At 32.8% G+C, this 19,751-nt stretch carries 17 protein-coding genes; 10 read left to right on the top strand and 7 right to left on the bottom strand.

Features of this window, described 5'->3' with window-relative positions; genetic code table 11:
- The 4 genes from LXH21_RS14370 to LXH21_RS14355 form a co-directional block, all read right to left on the bottom strand.
- Positions 1-267 carry an Asp-tRNA(Asn)/Glu-tRNA(Gln) amidotransferase subunit GatC gene (locus LXH21_RS14370; RefSeq protein WP_239867327.1) on the bottom strand — a complete coding sequence of 89 codons (267 nt, stop codon included), beginning with the start codon at positions 265-267 and terminating at the stop codon, positions 1-3.
- A gap of 186 nt (positions 268-453) precedes the next feature.
- Complete coding sequence (locus LXH21_RS14365) at positions 454-903, bottom strand: hypothetical protein (RefSeq protein ID WP_239867324.1); 450 nt, start codon at positions 901-903, stop codon at positions 454-456.
- Between the two features lie 163 nt (positions 904-1,066).
- Positions 1,067-2,830 (bottom strand): TonB-dependent receptor, encoded by a 1,764-nt coding sequence (locus tag LXH21_RS14360; protein ID WP_239867321.1) that lies wholly within the window; start codon positions 2,828-2,830, stop codon positions 1,067-1,069.
- 87 nt (positions 2,831-2,917) lie between these two features.
- The gene (locus LXH21_RS14355) at positions 2,918-5,932 is read right to left on the bottom strand and encodes a tetratricopeptide repeat protein (RefSeq protein WP_239867318.1); all 3,015 of its coding nucleotides are present in this window, start codon (positions 5,930-5,932) and stop codon (positions 2,918-2,920) included.
- A gap of 281 nt (positions 5,933-6,213) precedes the next feature.
- Here LXH21_RS14355 and LXH21_RS14350 point away from each other — a divergent pair, with 281 nt between their 5' ends.
- The 3 genes from LXH21_RS14350 to LXH21_RS14340 are packed head-to-tail and all read left to right on the top strand — an operon-like array spanning position 6,214 to position 8,756.
- Positions 6,214-6,897: a cell division ATP-binding protein FtsE gene (locus LXH21_RS14350; protein ID WP_239867314.1), complete on the top strand. Its 684-nt coding sequence runs from the start codon at positions 6,214-6,216 to the stop codon at positions 6,895-6,897.
- 34 nt (positions 6,898-6,931) lie between these two features.
- Positions 6,932-7,816 (top strand): glycosyltransferase, encoded by an 885-nt coding sequence (locus LXH21_RS14345; RefSeq protein WP_239867311.1) that lies wholly within the window; start codon positions 6,932-6,934, stop codon positions 7,814-7,816.
- 4 nt (positions 7,817-7,820) lie between these two features.
- Positions 7,821-8,756 carry a glycosyltransferase family 2 protein gene (locus tag LXH21_RS14340; protein WP_239867308.1) on the top strand — a complete coding sequence of 312 codons (936 nt, stop codon included), beginning with the start codon at positions 7,821-7,823 and terminating at the stop codon, positions 8,754-8,756.
- On the opposite strand, the gene LXH21_RS14335 is transcribed toward LXH21_RS14340, so the two are convergent.
- Together LXH21_RS14335 and LXH21_RS14330 are read right to left on the bottom strand one after the other, a co-directional pair.
- Complete coding sequence (locus tag LXH21_RS14335) at positions 8,743-9,141, bottom strand: sugar 3,4-ketoisomerase (protein WP_239867305.1); 399 nt, start codon at positions 9,139-9,141, stop codon at positions 8,743-8,745. The genes LXH21_RS14340 and LXH21_RS14335 overlap by 14 nt on opposite strands.
- A complete protein-coding gene (locus LXH21_RS14330; RefSeq protein WP_239867302.1) occupies positions 9,131-10,255 on the bottom strand; it encodes a glycosyltransferase in 1,125 nt (374 codons plus the stop codon). Before LXH21_RS14330 ends, LXH21_RS14335 begins: the two co-directional genes overlap by 11 nt.
- 46 nt (positions 10,256-10,301) lie before the next feature.
- On the opposite strand from LXH21_RS14330, the gene LXH21_RS14325 reads away from it, so the two are divergent.
- The 5 genes from LXH21_RS14325 (at position 10,302) to LXH21_RS14305 (ending at position 16,113) form a co-directional block, all read left to right on the top strand.
- On the top strand, positions 10,302-11,189 hold the full coding sequence (locus LXH21_RS14325) for a glycosyltransferase family 2 protein (RefSeq protein WP_239867301.1): 888 nt from the start codon (positions 10,302-10,304) through the stop codon (positions 11,187-11,189).
- 291 nt (positions 11,190-11,480) lie between these two features.
- On the top strand, positions 11,481-12,116 hold the full coding sequence (locus LXH21_RS14320; protein WP_239867298.1) for a TetR/AcrR family transcriptional regulator: 636 nt from the start codon (positions 11,481-11,483) through the stop codon (positions 12,114-12,116).
- A complete protein-coding gene (locus tag LXH21_RS14315; protein ID WP_239867294.1) occupies positions 12,106-13,428 on the top strand; it encodes a TolC family protein in 1,323 nt (440 codons plus the stop codon). Before LXH21_RS14320 ends, LXH21_RS14315 begins: the two co-directional genes overlap by 11 nt.
- Before the next feature lie 5 nt (positions 13,429-13,433).
- Complete coding sequence (locus LXH21_RS14310) at positions 13,434-14,513, top strand: HlyD family secretion protein (RefSeq protein ID WP_239867292.1); 1,080 nt, start codon at positions 13,434-13,436, stop codon at positions 14,511-14,513.
- Between the two features lie 19 nt (positions 14,514-14,532).
- Complete coding sequence (locus LXH21_RS14305; protein WP_239867290.1) at positions 14,533-16,113, top strand: MDR family MFS transporter; 1,581 nt, start codon at positions 14,533-14,535, stop codon at positions 16,111-16,113.
- Between the two features lie 200 nt (positions 16,114-16,313).
- On the opposite strand, the gene LXH21_RS14300 is transcribed toward LXH21_RS14305, so the two are convergent.
- Positions 16,314-17,339, bottom strand: coding sequence for a threonine aldolase family protein (locus LXH21_RS14300; protein ID WP_239867287.1), 1,026 nt, complete (start codon positions 17,337-17,339; stop codon positions 16,314-16,316).
- A gap of 88 nt (positions 17,340-17,427) precedes the next feature.
- On the opposite strand from LXH21_RS14300, the gene prfB reads away from it, so the two are divergent.
- A protein-coding gene (gene prfB, locus LXH21_RS14295) for a peptide chain release factor 2 (RefSeq protein ID WP_239867284.1) occupies positions 17,428-18,529 on the top strand; the annotation gives its coding sequence in 2 pieces (ribosomal slippage) (positions 17,428-17,490 and positions 17,492-18,529; 1,101 coding nt in all).
- 201 nt (positions 18,530-18,730) lie between these two features.
- Complete coding sequence (gene lpxD, locus LXH21_RS14290; protein ID WP_239867282.1) at positions 18,731-19,735, top strand: UDP-3-O-(3-hydroxymyristoyl)glucosamine N-acyltransferase; 1,005 nt, start codon at positions 18,731-18,733, stop codon at positions 19,733-19,735.
- Positions 19,736-19,751: the final 16 nt, after the last annotated feature.

The raw sequence follows: 19,751 nt of genomic DNA, 5'->3' as shown, positions 1-19,751 counted from the left end.
TTATCCTTCTATAACTTTAGCAACTACTAAAAAACCATTTTTCTTGTTCGGAAAATTTTCCAAAATAAGTTGTTTTTCGATAGCCGAACTCTCTACCACAACGTCTTCCCTTAAATCACTAACAAATACCGCATTACGATTGACATTATTTAAAGTATTATTTGTAGGATGTGCATTTTTGATTACATCAAATAATTTGTTCACGGACTCTGAAGGCTGTGCTCCTTTAATACTCGACAAAATGTCGACTGTCATTGTTTTGCTCATAATAATGTTTCGTTTTTAAAGACTAACTTTTAAGGTGGCGAATTTACAAAAGTTTTATTAGGGAATCCTATTTTTTTGATGTTTTCGGTTATTTAAAAGCGGTTAATGCTATCAATATGTAACAGTTTTAATATTTTTTCTATACTTTTTCACAAAAAGAATAGAAGTTCACAAAAAACAAAATAGTTATTCAACAGTTTCAACCAAATAAGTTGTCCCATTAATTTCAAATGTAAATCCTACCTTATTCCCCATCAACTTATTCCCTAAGGGGGCTTGGGGTGACAAAGCAATAATATTAATTCCTTCCATATTTATCTTTGGCAATGCCAGTGATAGGTAAAGGTAAATTCCATTTGCTTTGACTAGGCTTCCCAAGGAAATAGTTTCGGCGCTAATCTCAGGATTAATTTTCTCTAAAACTCCTTTTTGATCTAAAACCTCAGCAAGTTTCCTGTTTAATTTCTCTTGTTCGATATGCATCATTGACAAAGCCGTTTCATGTTTATCTCCTGCTGATCCTTTGGCATCGTTTTTTGAATCTTCTGTCAGTCCTGAGATCATATCTCTAAAAACATCAATTCTATCTTGTACTAGTAATGTATAGTGTGTATGTATTTTTTGTTTGAAAGTCATTTTGTATGATATAGCTTGACGGTAAAGATACAAAGGTTGTGTGTTTTATTTGAATCATCTTAACCGACAATTTTATTAAAAAAAGAAACACGATACACAAAAGATATAAATCTTACTGTGTATCGTGCTTATTATTACTAAGTGTTATAATCCAGAATCGCGTCTAAAAATCAAATTTATAATTAGCTCCTAATACGATTTGAAAACCTTGTACAGGATAATTCAACCATTTTTGATAACCATTATTTGTTATATTATTCGATTTTAAAAATCCTGTTAAACGGTCGCTGTGTTTGTAACCTAAGTGCGCATTCACATCAAAATAACTACCCAATTCTGTAGCTGATGATGTCACGTTTTGTAAATTATCCATACGCTCACCCACATAAAACACTTGAGCACCAACAAACCATTTTGGAGTAATATTTACATCTAGATTAGACTCCACTTTTACTGTTGGTAAATTCCATGCTTCTTGCTCAAAACTATTTTTGAAACTATTAAATGTACCTGTTAAACCAAAAGCAATATTTTCAGTAAAATTAGCTTTCACATTTCCAGTAAAACTCAATGTTTTTACATTGTCATATACTACTTGAAAAGCGTTTCCGTAAGCGTATGATTCATTTGTAATCAATTCATTGTAGTCGCTACTTTTATACAACGCCTTGTTTTTCTCATTAAGATAAGATGCTTTAATATTGTAGCTTACATTGTTTGCTAATTTACCTTTTAATCCAGCATAAATATCAAATTGTTTATCAGTTGGCTTGATAAAATTAGCTGCATTTCGATCTCCAATTGTTGGTGATAAAAAAGGATTCCCATCTACAAACTGCTCGTATGAATTTTGCTCTAAGCTCCCTTCTGCTCCAGCATAGAAAATCATCAAATCACCAACTACATTGAGCGAAGCCGTAACTTGTGGATAGACGAACAAGGTTCCTCTGCTGTTTTCTCCATCAATACTGTAAAAAAGTCCAGCACCTAAATCTAAAGTCCAGTCGTCTTTAAGCATTATAAAACTAGGTTGAACTCCAATATTTGTGTAGCCATATTGTATGGCTTCTGTATTTGTTTTGTTATAATCGTTTTCGAAAGTACCTCCTACGTAGTCAACAATTAATTTTGTTTTTACAAGTTCTTCTTTTACCTCAAATTCGATAGTTGGTTGCGCGATAAACCTATTTTCACTTGAACCATAATTATCAGAGAAATGGCTATATTTCAAACTAGCTTGATTTAAAAAACCTTCTTTAAATGAAAATCTACTTCCTAAAGAAAAAGTATTATATCCATGTTGTGGGTCAATTGTATTAATCACATTATTTCTGTCAGCATCGGATAATGAACTACCAAAATCTTGAGGTAAACCATACCAATTATAACTTTGATTTTTGTATCCTAAGTCTAAGTTCATAGACATATTATCATAATTAGCACCGTACGTTAAGTCAATAGCTGTATCGTAATAATCTGTATCGAAAGGTGTGTTTTTGATTCCTCCCTGTGAAGATAGGTGGCGAAACATCCCTCCTACATAGTCATTATTATTTAATTCCTTGTTTACAAAAAGTTCGGCATTAATAGTTCCGAAATTCCCAATACCTAAGGTTGCATAATTATCATACAAATGCGCCTGTTCCGTTTTATCTACTCCTTCTGCTTTACCTTTCAAGGGTGCAAATGTTGAGGCTACAGGAAACGAGAAAATGGAATATTTAATTGTTTCTTTCTTTGCATTTCCGTCATCTTCTAAGGATGGAATTTCTTTAATTTTGTTAGCATCAGATATTGTTGGACTGTACGATTTTGTTACAGTCACTTCCTCTGAACCTATGTTTCCATCTCTCTTTTGAGCAACTGATACTTGAACAGTAAATGCTACTATCGCTAAGGCTATATTATTTTGGAAATTAAATTTCATATTTTTTTTCTTTTGATATTCGATCAAAATCGAAATGCTTATTTGATTGCTTTTGCTTTAACTTACCTTTTTTATTTACTCTTAAACTTAATTTTGAATCGATGAATTTGTTTTAGACTCTTGAGATTTGATTGCAGCTAATTCCGTTTTAGCTTCTGCAACTACTTCTGGAAAATCTGTAAAATTCTGAATCACATTATCTAAAATATAAGTCGCTTGAAAACTATCTTTTAAACCATAAAAGTTTTTAGCCATAACAACCAATCCTTTTGCTCCAAAATAGCGGTAGCTAGAGTAACTTTTAGCAATTTTTTGCACGGTACTATTAGACGCTTCAAATTTACCATCTTTGTTTTTGAAATAAGCATCATAATACAAAGCCTCTGCTGCTAATTCTCCTTTTGCAATAGTTAATAATTTTGCATATCCTGCTCTAGCTTTCGTTTCATCACCTGTCTGTATAGCTGAACGCGCAATAATTATTTGAGCATCACTTTTCACATTATCATCAATTTTAGAAGCATTCAATACTTTCTCTGCATAAGTCACAGAGTTAGCGTAATCCTTTTTATCATAATAACATTTCATCAAATTTGACTGAGCAAAAATTTTATTTTGACTAAGCTCTGCTTCATTTTCTAAACGCAATAAAGTACTTATCGCTTTTGTTTTGTCAGTATTCTTTAAATAAATTTGACCCAAACGTGTCAATGATTGTTCTGTAAATTCATTACGAGATTGACTTACAACATATTCGTAATTTGCAACCGATTTGCTTTCTTGTCCTTCTGCAAAATAAGTTTGTGCTAAATAAAAATTAGCTTGCAAGCTATGCAGTCCTCTAGGGAAACTAGCTATATAAGCATTAAAACCTGAAATAGCTTGTGCATTATTTTTTTGACTATACTGTTTGTTTGCCGATTCAAAGCTATCATTATCTAAATCTGCATCTGTAACAGCTACGAAGTCTAAAGTACGTACCCAGGTAGCATATTCATCAACGTGACCATTATCTACATAAATCAATCTTGCTGTTGAAACTGCTTCAAGTGCTTCTGGTGTTTTTGGAAAAGCAGCAGCCACTTTCTTTAATTTGGTTAAAGCCAACTCATTTCTGTCTGAGTTATAATAAACCAAACCTTGTTTCAAGATAGCTCGTGGAATAAAAGAGCTGTTTTTATATTCTTCTATTAAACGATCATACGTTTTAATAGCCAAATCTTGTTTGTTTGTGGCCACATAGGTATTACCCAATTCATACAATGCATCATCTCTGTAGTTTGATTTTGGATATTGTTTGATGAAGTTATTAAGTTCTTCAATTTTTTTATCACTCTTCCCTACAAAACCATAACACAATGATTTTTGATAATAAGCATAATCTGCATCAAAATCATTGTACTCAATTACTTTGTTATACGATTCCATTGCTGGATAATACTTCGAGTTAACAAAATTACAGTCACCCAAACGCAAGTAAGAATCGTTTAAACGGTCTTTATCGCTTTTTGAATTATCAATTTGATTCTTAAAATAAATAGCTGCTTGATCGTAGTCCTTTACTTTGAAGTATCCATAAGCTATATTATAATTAATGTTTTTATATTCTGGTGTTTTTGATGCAGCACTCATTGCTGCAAATTGTTTGAAACTTAGCAATGCATTTTTATAATCATCAAGAATATTCTCCGTTTCCCCTTTCCAGAATGTTGCTCTGGCAGTAAATTCAGCATCAACTTGATTTTCCAACGATTTTTTAAACATTCCTGCAGCACCCAAATAACCTCTGTTGGTATACAGTTCTAACCCCTTATAAAAAGTTACTTTTTGATAAGCACCTTTATTTTCTGGTCTTTTATTTTTCTCTAATAAAACGAGCGCTTCAGTATAATTCTTAGATGAAATATAGGAATCAATTAATAATTTCTCAATAACTGCTCTATTACTGTTATTTGGATACTTTGTTATAAATCCTAGTAAAACCTCAGGAGTACTCGTGTATGAATTTCCAATATCATAACTCAATTTTGCATAGTTAAGACTTGCGTCTTCTTGAATTGCCATATCAAATGACATTTCTGATGCGTTTTTGAAAGCATTTAAGGCTTCTTGTTTTTTATTGAGGTTTAAATAACTTTCCCCCAAATGATAATAAGCATTTTGAGAAACACTGTCCTTACCTCCAATAATTTTATTAAACTGCGTGATTGCTTTCTCAAAATCATTTTGCTTGTAATATGCATATCCCAACTGGTAATAATCAGTATTATTCCATTTACCTCTTGAACCTTTATAAAGGGTTAAATATGGAATGGCTTTATCATATTTTTTTTGATTAAAATAACTCTCACCAATAATTTTATTCAGTTCAGATTTTTCTGCAGGAGTGGATTTTGCCATTGCCTTTTCTCCTAATACAATCGCTTGATCAAAATTACCTTGCTTGAAATTCATGTCAGCCTGGTAATATGAAAGTTTCTCTTTGTATTTTTCGTCTCCGGAAACAGCATCAAAGTATTTATTAGCTTGAGCATAATCATTACCTTCATAAGCCATAAAACCTAAGTAATATTTAGCTTGAGAACTATATACTGGAGATTTCTCCACTTTGTTAAAATAAGTCGCTGCTCCTTTTTTGTCATTAGATGCAAATAAACTATAACCTTTTTGAAAGTTATATTTATCGCGTCCTTCATAGCTTAACTGCGATTCATTAACAGCAGCAAAAGCTTTTAAAGCTTCTGAATAATTTTTTTGCTCGAAATAGTAATGAGCGATTTCAATATTAGCCTGATTACTCTTAGCGCTAGTAGGATAATCAGTTAAAAAACGATTAATTAATTCCTCAGCATCTCCACGATTTAATCGAATGGCACAACTGGCAGTATAGTACGCGCAGTCTGCAAGTACTTCTTGATTTTTATTTGCCAAGTATACTTTTGTAAAAAGTGTTTGTGCAGAAGCAAATTGGCCATCTCTGTACAGTAATACAGCTTTGTCGAAGTCTTTTAAATCATGAGTATATACAGCTGATTTTTGTGCAGAGAGAGTCATTGCATTTGCAAAAGCCAACAGAATGTAGAGCCTAGAAAATTTACGCATTGTGTTTGTTTTTTTTATCTATTCAAAAGTATTACATTATACGGTTTATAACGAACTGAAAATCACATTTATTATAAACATTAGTAAAACAATGTCCGTTTTATGACGATTTATCCGAAAATACCGCGTTCACTTATAGCAAAAACAATGCCTTTTTCTATTGTTCTTAATTTAAAAGTGATCGAATAAAACTATTTTAAAAGTGCTTCTTACATATTGATAAAATATATTTTGAATCCAAGCGTTAACTTCTTACTTTTACCCAATAAATTATACATAATATGTCTCTACCAATTCTTTCATTAAAAAACGTGACCATCTCACAAGAAGATAAAATCATTTTATCAAACATCAATTTGGAGGTTAATCGTGGTGAATTCATCTACATCATCGGAAAAACAGGATCAGGAAAAAGTAGTTTAATGAAAACACTTTATGCGGATTTACCTTTGAGAGATGGAGAAGGAAATATAGTAGAATTTAATCTTGTAGGACTTAAGGACAATGATATTCCGTTTTTGAGAAGAAAAATTGGAATCGTATTTCAAGATTTTAAATTACTTCCAGACAGAAGTATTCGTGAGAACATGTTATTTGTTTTAAAAGCCACAGGATGGACTGTTAAAGACGAAATGGATCGTAAGATCGATGAAGTACTTGACAAAGTTGGTATGAGAACTTATGCAGATAAAATGCCACACCAAATTTCTGGTGGTGAGCAACAACGTGTGGCAATTGCTAGAGCTTTATTAAATGATCCAGACTTGATTCTAGCCGATGAGCCTACAGGTAATCTTGATCCTCAAACTTCAACTGAAGTACTTGAAGTGTTGCGTAAAATTAATGACAATGGTAAGACGATAATAATGGCTACACATGATTACGCCTTATTAATGAAATATCCAGCCAAAACATTAAAGTGTGAAGATTCTAAAATCTTTGAAGTGGTGCAAAGGACGGTTTAATTTATTTTATAGTATAAAAAAAATATTAAACTAAATGCTTTCAATTTTAATAACGATATACAACTACAACCTTTATCCCGTAGTTCAAGAATTACACAAACAATGCAACTCGCTAGATATTGAATTTGAAATTTTAACTCAAGATGATGCTTCAAACTCAAAGTTAAATATTGAAAACGAAAAAATAAATTCACTTTCAAATTGCAACTTTACTATTCTAACTAAGAATGTAGGTTATAGAGAGAACAAAAATCTCTTAGTACAAAAATCAAAGTACGATAACTTAATAATAATGGATGGTGATTGTAGTATAATTAGCAATTCGTTTATAAAAGACTACGTACAAAACATCGGTAAATATGATGCTGTATATGGTGGTAGAAAGCACTCTGACACTTGTCCTTCTGGTAATCAAAAATTAAGATGGAAGTATGGCAAATTTATTGAGGACAAATTATCCATTGATAGATTAAAAAAACCATTTCAATCATTACTTTTTAATAATATCTTAATTTCTAAAAACTGTTTTAATCAAGTCAAATTTGATAGTAGTTTTACAAAATACGGACACGATGACACACAATTTTCGTATCAACTCCTTTTACATAAGAGTAATATTCATCATATAGAAAATCCTGTAGAGCATAATGACATTGACACCAATCTAGTTTACATCAATAAAACAAAAAACTCACTTGAAAATTTGAGAGTTTTATTTGATGAAAATAAGATCGATAAAAAATACGTTCGAATAATGTATCTCGTTTTTTTGCTACAAAAGGTAAAAGTGTCATTCTTAATTACATCTTTGTATTCTTTATTTGAAAAAAGATTGATGGCAAACTTAAAAGGAAAAGAACCCAGCTTATTTGCTTTTAATTTATTTCGAATAGGGTATTTATGTCAGCTTAAACAATAGAAATATGCTATTATTTACTATCATAATTCCATTATACAACAAAGCGGATTATATTGAAAATACGATACAAAGTGTCCTGAATCAAACTTATAATAATTACGAAATCATTATTATAAATGACGGTTCTAATGATGAAAGCGTTGCAAAGGTTGCGTCCATTAATGACAATCGAATACTAATTTACCATCAAAAAAACCAAGGTGTTTCTGTAGCTCGAAATTATGGAATTGAAAAATCTAAAGGCAGTCTTATTGCTTTTTTAGATGCTGATGATTTTTGGTTTCCAAATCACTTAGAGGAATTAGCAAATTTATATCTTCGTTTCCCTAATTGCGGTATGTACTGCTCCCGCTACAAGATTAAAACAGCTAAAAATCATTTTCTAGTTCCACACCATAATGGAATTAAAAACTCCTATTCGGGCATTGTCGAAAATTATTTTTTTTCTAATATACCTTTTAGAATCACTTGGACTTCTTGCTTAGCTATTCCTAAAGAAATTTTAAATAATAATGGAGGATTTATTCCAGGAGTAACCAATGGTCAGGATTTAGAATTATGGACTAAACTAGGTATTTCTCATCCAGTTGCTATTACGAATAAAATAACTGCTATTTATAATTTTGACATTCCAAATAGTTTAGCCAAAAACAATGTCAATAGAATGAAATTAATGGATTTTGATCAGTTTAAAATTTATGAAGAAAATAATACAGACCTAAAGAAATTTCTCGATATATATCGAATGGAATATGGATTGCGTTATTATACATTTGGCTATAAAGACGAAATGAACTATTATTTAAAAGATGTTAGTCCAAAAAATCTAAATTTAAAAATTAGATTCTTACTAATGTTACCAAGTTTTTATTTGCGCTTATTTTTAAAATTTAAACATAACTTAAAAAAAGTAGGCTTAAATTTCACTATTTACAATTAGAAAAATTAACAAACTCTTCAAAATCTCTAATATAATCTTCTTCTTCATACACTTCGGAAGCAATCACCAAACAAACTGACCCTGACGAAAAATTATTCAGTTCGCGCCAAATTCCAGGATTGATAAGCAATCCTTCATATGGTTTGTTTAATGTAATTGTTTTACTTTCTTTACCATCATTTAAAACAACATCAAAGCTTCCACTTAATGCAATAAGAAATTCCAGTAAGTTTTTGTGTGAATGACCACCACGTTCAGATCCACTTGGAACATCATATAAATAATAAACACGATTGATTTCAAAAGGTATTATATCTTTTTCTATGATAGACAAATTACCTCTTGGCTCCGTGATTTTAGGTATTTCGATAATCTTAACGTTCATTTCGCGAATTTTTATTAATTTTCATCAAATCTAACCATTTTTTACCTATTCTTTCTAACGAAAAACATTGCACACTTTCTAAACTATTTTCTTTACAACTAGCTCTCAAAATGTCATTATTATACAGTAAATCAATTGCAATTGTTAGCTTTTCAAAGTTCTGATTTTCAACCAAAAGACCATTTATTTTATTTTTAATAATCTCATTCGGACCAGAAAGGCAGTCAAAAGAAATTGCTGGTATCTCACAAGCCAAAGCCTCAATAAGTGTCATCGGAAAACCTTCATATTTACTGCACAATACAAAAAACATAGCATTTTTGAAGTACTTAAATGGGTTATCAACAAAACCAAGAAATAATACTTGTTCCTTTACACCACTGTTTATAGCGGTGTTCATTAAGTGTTCTTTGAGTACTCCATCTCCCAACAAAACTAGATTAACTCCATTATGCGGTAAAACAGATTTGGAATAAGAGATTATTAATTCATCAAATTGTTTTACATTACTAGAATCAAATCTTCCTGCAGAAATCACATACGAAGCTATCATATCTACACTTTCCAATGCTTTTGATTTTATCTCTTCTACATCTATAGGGTTGAATATGACAGCTGTATTTTTAATTTGATGATATTGATTTACTAAATTAGCTACTCCTTTAGATACACAAACCACTTTATAGGCAGATTTACAAATTTGCTTGGTCAAAAAACGAGACTTGGGCAAATAATTATTTATGTTAGAACTGTGTACTGTATATATAGTTTTAGAATTATAAACTAATTTTGATATAATAAGTTCTTGCAGCGGATGGAGCCTATACCTGAAATCTATGATAAAATCAAAATCATTCTCATAGATGTAATTTTTGAAAAACGAAAACAATTTTAGTTTAGCTATAAAGCCTTCATTATTCTCTTTCATCTTTCCAATATTAACCAATTTACCAGAATAGGGATAAGCAATATTATCTACAAAAAGAATATTATGAACTTCAATTCCTTTTTTCCCAAAGTAAACAGACAAAGACGACATTACTTTTTCCAATCCTCCTTCGTTCAACTGGTAGCCTATCATTGCAATTTTAAATATCTTACTTTGTATTTTCATTCATTAGTACTAATTTAGCACACAATATAGTATTTTATACCAACCAATGCAATCAAAACCTTTAGTAACTGTTATTTGTATGTGTTATAATCACAGTGAATTTGTGATTGAATCATTGAATTCGGTTCTCGATCAAAATTACTCAAACATTGAATTAATTATTGCTGACGATGCTAGCACTGATGATTCAAAATTTGTTATTGAAAAGTGGTTATTGCAACATCCTCAAATTCCATTCATTATAAACTCAAAAAACCTTGGCAATAACAAAACTTTTAATAATGCTTTTAAATTATCAGAAGGAGAATATATAATTGACTTAGCCGCAGATGATATTTTACTTCCGAATTGTATTGAAAAACAATTAACGGCTTTTCTATCCCCTACTTGTCAAAACATTGGAATGGTATATGGAAATGCAGAACTAATTAGCTGCGACAAAAAACACCTCGAATATTATTATCCCGTTAACGAATTTAAAAAAGCTAGTTCGTGTCCACCTTCGGGAGATATTTATAGTTCGGTAATTGGTTATCGCCAATATATTTGCTCTGTAAGTTCAATGCTAAAAAGAGAGACCTTTATTGCGCTAGATGGTTATGATGATACCTTAGCTTTTGAGGATTTAGATTATTGGTTTCGTTGTGCCAGAAATTACAATATTGTCTTTATTGATGAAATACTGGTGCAAAAAAGAGTTGTACAAAACTCACTAGGATCCATGTTTCGCAGAAGAATGAATCCACATACCAACAAGTTAAATCATTCTATCTATCTTATTGTAAAAAAAGCGATAGTAATGAACAAAACAAAGGAAGAAGATAAAGAATTACTGCATCGAATTCACATCGAAATGGACAAAGCCGTCCGAACTTTGAATTTACCTCTTTTAATACAATATATTTCTTTGGAACTTAAAATGAGATTTAGTTAGACTCCTTTATTCTGAACTTCTTTTCATTTCAAAAACATATAACTTTTCAGTATCCAAATCTGAAAAACAACACCCCATCAATTACACCGATAGGAATAAAGTATCTATTTTACTGCTGTAGAGAAACAAAACACCAGTATATAGTTACTGTGAAAACAGGTCTAAATGGAGTTAAACCACTGATCTTCTAGCCCTAATTACTTTTACACTATGTTAATTTAAAGTTAAATAAAAATTAAACAGTCGTTTAAATTAAACACTTGTTTAATTTTGTAATCAAATTTAGAAACTATGGCAAGTGTAGCGAATGATTTTAACGAGAAACAATTAGAAATACTTCAAGTTGCAGAGACATTATTTGCAGAGAATGGATTTGAACGTACCTCTATTAGAACAATAGCAAAAGAAGCAAAGATTAATATAGCAATGGTCTCTTACTATTTTGGTTCAAAAGAGAAGTTGTTGGAAGCTTTGGTATTCTATCGTACCAAGGATTTAAGATTTGAAATCGAAAATCTTTCTATAGAAGAATTAGAGCCGATGGAGAAAATTAACCGTTTAATTCCTCTTTATATTAATCGAATAAATTGTAATAAAGGAATTTACAGAATTTTACATTATGAAATTACAGGAAGTAAAAATGACTTAAAATTACAAATTCTTGATGATATCAGACTGAAAAATTTAACTGCAATTACCGCAATTATTGAAGAAGGACAACGAAAAGGGATTTTTAGAAAAGACATTATAATTCCTTTGATTACACCAACGATTCTAGGTACATTTTTTCATTTCTATATGAATAAGCATTATTTCCAGAATCTTTTAGATTTAAAGACTGAAATCGCTTTTGAAGAATACATCAAAACAAATTTAATTCAACATATTCAACAAACAATAAAATCACTTCTTATCTATGAAAATTAATCCATACCTAGTATTAGGAGTTTCATTATTTCTAATACCTAGCCTGCAAGCACAGGTAAAGACGAGTCTTAAACTCGAGGAAGCTATTCACATGGCTTGGGACAAAAGCAACGAAGTTTCTTTGGCAGATTCAAAAGTTTTAACCAAATCATTGGAAGTGCAATCTGTGAAGAATCATATGTATCCCGATTTAAAGGTAGCTGGGCAATACCAACGTTTAACTAATGCTAAAGTTGACTTACAAAGCAGCGGATCAGGTACTGAAGGTGCACCTGCTGTTGATCAATTACTATTGGGACAAGTAACTGCATCATTACCGATATTCAGCGGTTTTAAGTTAAGAAATAATGTGAAAGCTTCTAATCATCTGTACGAAGCTGAAACAGCGTATGCACTGCAAACTAAAGAAGAGGTTGCTCTTAAAGTTGTCAACTTTTACGCTCACTTATACAAGGCACAACAAACTATAGCTCTTATAACTGAAAATAAAAAAAGTGCACAACAACGTGTGACCGATTTTATTGAGTTAGAGAAAAACGGAATTATACCACGAAATGATTTGCTTAAAGCTAAATTGCAAGTATCTAAATTACAGCTGTCGCTCGACAATGCCATAAGTGATTTGAACACTGTAAATTTTGAATTAACAAACTTTTTAAAACTTGATCCAAAAACAATTGTAGAAGTTAGAGAAGGAGATTTTGCCGATTTTGAAATGACCGGAGTACCTACTACTGATCAAACTGCTTTATCAAATAGAAAAGATCTTGAGGCTATTCAATTACAACAAAAAGCAAGTTTAGATAAAATTGCAGCTGCAAAAGGTGGTTACTATCCTTCCTTATCTCTGGTGGGCGGTTATACTACTCTAGATTTAAAAAATGTAATCACTGTACAAAATGCCATGAACGTTGGAGTTGGAGTATCGTATGACCTTGGTGGAATTCTGAAAAATGGTACTGCAGTAAAACTAGCGAAAAGCCAAGCTGAGGAACTTAAAAATAACGAAGAAATGCTAACTGACTATATCAAGATCGAAGTCAAAAGAGCAATGGAAGGTTACGAATTAGCATTAAAACAAGAGCAAGTTTATAGAGAAGCTACAGATCAGGCCACGGAAAATTATCGTATCATAAAAGACAAATATGATAACGGACTATCTGATACCAATGATTTATTAGAGGCAGATGTAGAACAGCTTGAGTCAAAAATAAATCAGACTTTATCTAGAGCCAACAGCATTCAAAAATATTACGCTTTATTATCAGCTTCAGGGCAATTAAACCAAACTTTCAATCTTTCAAAAATATAATCAAAATGGAAAAGAAAACCACTAATAAAAAATTCATTGTAATCATTTCTGCATTCGTAATTTTAGGTATTGCTTACGGAACATTCAAATACATGCACTCTCTTGCGCACGAGGAAACAGATGATGCCCAAATTGAGAAAAACATGAACCCTATAATTCCTAGAGTCTCTGGTTATGTTAAAAAAGTATATATTAAAGATAATGATTTCGTAAAAAAAGGAGATACATTGTTTACCATTGACTCACAAGAGTATCGCTTAAAAATTGATGAAGCAAAAGCTAATCTAGCTAGTGCAGAAGGAAATCTTGAAGTTTCTAAAGCAGATATCGGAAGTGTAATGGCTAGCGTATCTGTTTCTGATGCTAACGTGCAATCGGCTTATGGAAATATTGAATCAGCAAAAATCAAATTAGGTCTTGCTACCAATGATTTTGAACGTTATAGCAATTTGTATAAAAGTCATACTATAACAAAACAGCAGTACGAGCAAGCTTTGGCGACTAAACAACAAGCAGAGAATCAAATTAAAATTTTACAACAACAGCAAAAAGCATCGGCCTTCCAGAAGACAGTTTCTCAAGCCAATTCAAAAGTTTCCAACAAGCAAACAGATGTTGCTGCTGCGAATATCAAAAAAGCAACTTCAATGTTAGAAGCTGCTGAGTTGAACTTGACTTATACTGTAATTACGGCAGCAATTGATGGTCAAGTATCAAAAGTAGATATCCAGCCAGGACAGCTAGTTCAACCAGGGCAATCACTATTCTACATCATTAATAATAGTGAGGCTTGGGTAATTGCCAATTTTAAAGAGACGCAATTAAATAAAATGGTTTCAGGACAAAAAGTAACATTAAAAGTAGATGCTTATCCCGATTATGAGTTTAGTGGAACATTAACATCATTTTCACCAGCTACTGGATCTCGCTTTTCTATTTTGCCTCCAGATAATGCTACAGGAAACTTTGTAAAAACTATTCAAAGATTACCTGTTAAGATAAGCATCGACAAAGATAATGATGCCGAAAAAATTAAACTTTTACGTCCAGGAATGAATGTGGACGTAGATGTACACGTAAATTAAGAACCTTACTTCAATACAAATGACACAAGGACAAGACGATTTAGTAGAATACGGATTTAGACGCGTTATCATCACGATAACAGCGGTGCTCTGTGCCTTATTGGAAATTGTAGATACCACCATTGTAAATGTAGCTTTGACCAACATGCGTGGAAGTCTAGGTGCTACTCTAACCGATGTAGCATGGGTAATTACAGCCTATGCTATTGCCAATGTAATTATTATCCCGATGACCAGTTGGTTGTCGCAACAATTTGGTCGACGCAACTATTTTGCCGTATCGATCGTAATCTTTACAGTAGCTTCTTTTCTATGTGGAAACGCAACCAATATTTGGGAGCTCGTTGCGTTTAGATTCATACAAGGACTTGGAGGTGGTGCTTTACTTGTAACTGCACAAACCATTATCACTGAGAGTTATCCTGTTGCAAAACGGGGTATGGCGCAAGCGATCTACGGTATGGGAGTTATTGTAGGACCAACACTAGGACCACCTTTGGGAGGTTATCTAGTAGATAACTTTTCATGGCCTTATATTTTTTATATCAATATACCTTTAGGTATTATTGCAACTTTATTGACGCTAAGTTTTGTAAGAAGTCCTAAATATGGTGAAAAGCTAAAATCTAATCAAGTCGATTGGATTGGTATTGTGCTCCTAGCCTCTTTTATTGGTTCTTTACAATTTGTTTTAGAACACGGACAGCAAGACGATTGGTTTAATAATGGATTAATTGTAACGTTGAGCACGATCTCTTTCTTCGGACTTATATTGTTTATCTGGAGACAAATGACTTATAAATATCCGATTGTGAATTTAAGTGTTTTAAAAGATAGTAATTTACGTATTGGTACGATAATGAGTTTCATACTTGGATTTGGTCTGTACGGATCAACTTTAATTATACCAATTTATACACAATCTGTATTGGGCTGGACAGCATTAGACGCTGGATTATTATTAATACCCGGGTCGATTACAACGGCATTCATGATGCCAATTGTAGGTAGAATGATTCAAAAAGGAATTCCACAAACCTATATGGTTGCTGCTGGTTTCTTAACTTTTTTCATATTTACTATCATGATGTACAATGTGATGACACCAGATACTGGAGTAGAACATATGTACTGGCCGTTGATTTTGAGAGGAGTTGGTCTAGGATTACTTTTTGTACCAATCACAACCATGTCACTTTCTACATTATCCGGTAAAGGAATTGGTGAAGGTGCCGCTTTTACTGGAATGATGAGACAATTAGGTGGTTCTTTTGGTATCGCTATTATTACTACGTTTATTACTCGATTTAGTCAAAAGCACCGAGTTGATTTAGTAGCTCATTTAGATGGAAGTAAGTTCGAAATTCAGCAGCGTATACAGCAATTGCAAACTGGTTTCATGTCAAAAGGTTTTTCGGCCAATGAAGCTTTGAAGAAAGCTTACCAAGCAATAGACTTTTCGGTAATGAAGCAAAGTACCGTACTCGCATACATGGACATATTTTTGTACCTCGGAATTCTATTTCTATGTTGTATTCCAATCATATTATTGGTAAAACCTGGTAAGTCAAAAGTAAATCCAGCCGATGCAATGCATTAATTAAGCGTGTCCCCATCTAATCCCAAAAATTTGGGAGGGGTCAGTAAGTTTGCTGCATTTTTGCAAGGATATAAAACCTCGTAAACAGAGGAAGCTTTTATTACTCGTGCAAAATATCACAAAATATATTAATGGTTTGTTTCCCCCCAATTTACAAACTTAAAAAGAGAGGCTGCATTAAATTGCAGCCTCTTTTCTATTTACATCTGAATCTTTTCAAGAGCTTCTAGCACATAACTGTGCATTACCTCTCGATAGTCCAAATGAGTGACCAATCTCAGTTTTCCTTGTCCCATTGCACTAATCGAAATATTCTTTAACCTTAACTTCTCAATTACCATCTTTTCATTATACTGCGGTTTTATAGTAAAAATCACAATATTAGTTTCAACTGGCGCTATTTGATCTACCCAATTCGATTTTCTTAAAGACCTAGCCAATTCAATTGCTCTGCGATGATCTTCTGTCAACTTCGATATATTGTTTTCGAGTGCATACAAACCTGCGGCTGCCAAGTAACCTACTTGTCGCATTCCTCCACCTAACATTTTACGAATGCGCAACGCTCGATGTATAGTAGCTTTATCACCTAGTAAAACAGATCCAACCGGAGCGCCCAAACCTTTAGATAAGCAAACTGATATCGTGTCAAACAATTGTCCGAACATCTTAGGATTTTGCTTTTTTGCAATTAAAGCATTCCAAATTCGAGCACCATCCATGTGAAATTTTAAATTATTTGCATCACAGACAGCTTTAATTTTTTGCAATTCTTCCATTTCGTAACAAGCACCGCCACCTTTGTTGGTTGTATTCTCGACACATACTAGACTAGTTAAGGGACTATGATAAAATTCAGGATCATTAATATTTTGAGCCACTTGCTCTGCAGTAATCATTCCTCTATTACCATCAATTAATGAAAAAGAAACGCCACTATTAAAAGAAGCTCCTCCTCCCTCATAAAGATAAACGTGCGAAGTCTTATCTGCAATAATCTGTTCTCCAGGATTTGTATGTAATTTTATAGCGGTTTGATTGGCCATAGTTCCCGAAGGAAAAAATAAAGCGGCCTCCATGCCAAAAATTTGCGCTACAGTAGATTCTAGTTCTATAACTGTGGGGTCTTGCTTGTACACATCATCCCCTACTTGAGCATTAAACATGCACTCAAGCATTTCGAAATTGGGTTTAGTAACAGTGTCACTAACCAAGTTTATATCCATATCTTTTTTTTATATTCAAATACTCACAAGTCAAGACTTGTGGCTTTAGTAATTTTTTCTATTTTTGTGCGACAAAATTACAAATTTTATGACAACTACCGAACAAATTAAAGGTATTGTAGAGCGTCTTGGTGCGTTGAGGAGGTATCTTTGACGTTGATGCTAAATTAATCGAAATTGCCAACGAAGAAGAGAAGACCTTTGCTCCCGACTTTTGGAATAACGCCAAAGAAGCCGAAGTTATTGTTAAGAACCTGAGGTCCAAAAAGAAATGGATTGAAGACTACAACAAAGCGATCGAACTTACAGATGAATTGCAGCTTGCGTATGAATTTTATCGCGAAGGTGAGCTCACTGCTGAAGAACTTGATGAGCAATATTTAAAATCTGAAAATCACATTGATTCTATCGAATTTAAGAATATGCTTTCAGATGAGGGTGATTCACTTAGTGCCGTAATTCAAATTACCGCTGGAGCAGGAGGAACAGAAAGTTGTGACTGGGCAGAAATGCTGATGCGCATGTACATGATGTGGGCAGAAAAAAGCGGCTATAAGATCAAAGAATTAAACTTTCAAAAAGGAGATGCTGCCGGAATAAAAACAGTTACATTAGAAATTGAAGGAGATTATTCTTTTGGCTATTTAAAAGGTGAAAACGGTGTGCATCGATTGGTGCGTATTTCTCCATTTGATAGTAATGCAAAAAGGCATACCTCTTTTGTTTCTGTTTATGTTTATCCGTTAGTCGATGACACTATTGAAATCGAAATAAATCCTGCCGATATCGAAATCACAACAGCACGCTCTAGTGGTGCAGGTGGTCAAAATGTGAATAAGGTAGAAACAAAAGTACAGTTGGTACATAAACCATCTGGAATTCAAATTCAGTGTTCTGAGACACGTTCTCAACATGATAATAGAAGCCGAGCGATGCAAATGCTACGATCTCAATTGTATGAAATTGAACTGAAAAAACAATTGGAGCAGCGTAACGATATTGAGGCCGGTAAGATGAAAATCGAATGGGGTTCTCAAATTCGAAATTATGTAATGCAACCTTACAAATTAGTCAAAGATGTTCGTACAGGATATGAATCTAGCAATGTTGATGCAGTGATGAATGGCGAAATTGATGAGTTTTTAAAAGCTTACCTAATGATGATGGGACAAAAAGAGGAAGAGGAATAGACTTTCTTTTCTTAAAAATATTGAAAACCTCTCCAAGTATTTAAAATATATGGAGAGGTTTTTATATTTAAAGATTTAACATAATATGCAAAACTTATGCATCAAAACCGCAATTCAATGTTAATTTTTGAGATGAAAACTTCTTTTTATTAGGAATACAACCAACAAATTGCTTTATTTGATGCCTATAACCAACAAACTATGAAATCGTATTCTATTCTAGAAATCAATGAAGTTCTTAAAGGAGTGATCCTTGGAGGGACGAATCAAACTATAACAGCACCAGAACAACTCGAAATTGCTAGTGATACTGAAATTTCATTTATTGGAAGTACAAAGTATGAAAAACTATGGGCAGCTTCTAATGCTTGTGTTGCAGTTGTAAATGAAGATATTTCAATTGAACCTGGAGAGAACAGAGCATTTATTAAAGTTAAGAATGCAGACTTGGCAATGTGTCAGGTTTTGGAACTTTTTGCACCTGACATGCCTGAATTTGAAGTCGATCTTCACCCCACTTCAGTCGTAGACAATACCGCCTCAATTGGTAATGGTGCCAAAATTGGAGCAGGTTGTTATGTTGGTCCAGGAGTTGTTATCGGAGAAAATACGGTTCTTTATCCAAACGTAACCATTTTAGACCAATCCACAATAGGTAAGAATAGCATTATTTGGTCTGGAACGGTGATTAGAGAACGTTGTCATATTGGCAATGATTGTATCATTCATCCAAATGCCACGATAGGCGCAGATGGTTTTGGTTTTCGACCATGTCCTGAAAAAGGATTGGTAAAAATTCCACAAATCGGAAATGTTGTGATTGGTAATAATGTAGAAATTGGCGCTAATACTTGTGTTGATAGAGGTAAATTTAGTTCTACAGTTCTTGGTGATGGTTGTAAAATTGATAATCTAGTTCAAATTGGACATAACAGTAAACTTGGTCGTTTTTGCATTATGGCAGGAAACAGTGGTCTTGCTGGTTCTGTAACACTAGGGAATGGAGTAATCATAGGAGGAAGTGCTTCAATAAAAGACCACACTACCATTGGTGATGGTGCTACGGTTGGTGCAGGTTCTGGAGTAACAGGTGATATTCCAGCTGGTAAAACAATGTTAGGATACCCAGCGGTCGAAGCTCGCGATGCTCTTAAACAGTGGGCTATTTTAAAAAGAATGGTCAACGACTCTAAAAGTAAATCATAATAAAATACCGATAGCT

This window comes from Flavobacterium algicola, assembly GCF_022399565.1.
GTDB lineage: Bacteria > Bacteroidota > Bacteroidia > Flavobacteriales > Flavobacteriaceae > Flavobacterium > Flavobacterium algicola.
Note: the sequence above shows the minus strand (reverse complement) of the source record. Positions and strands in the feature narration are given on the sequence as shown.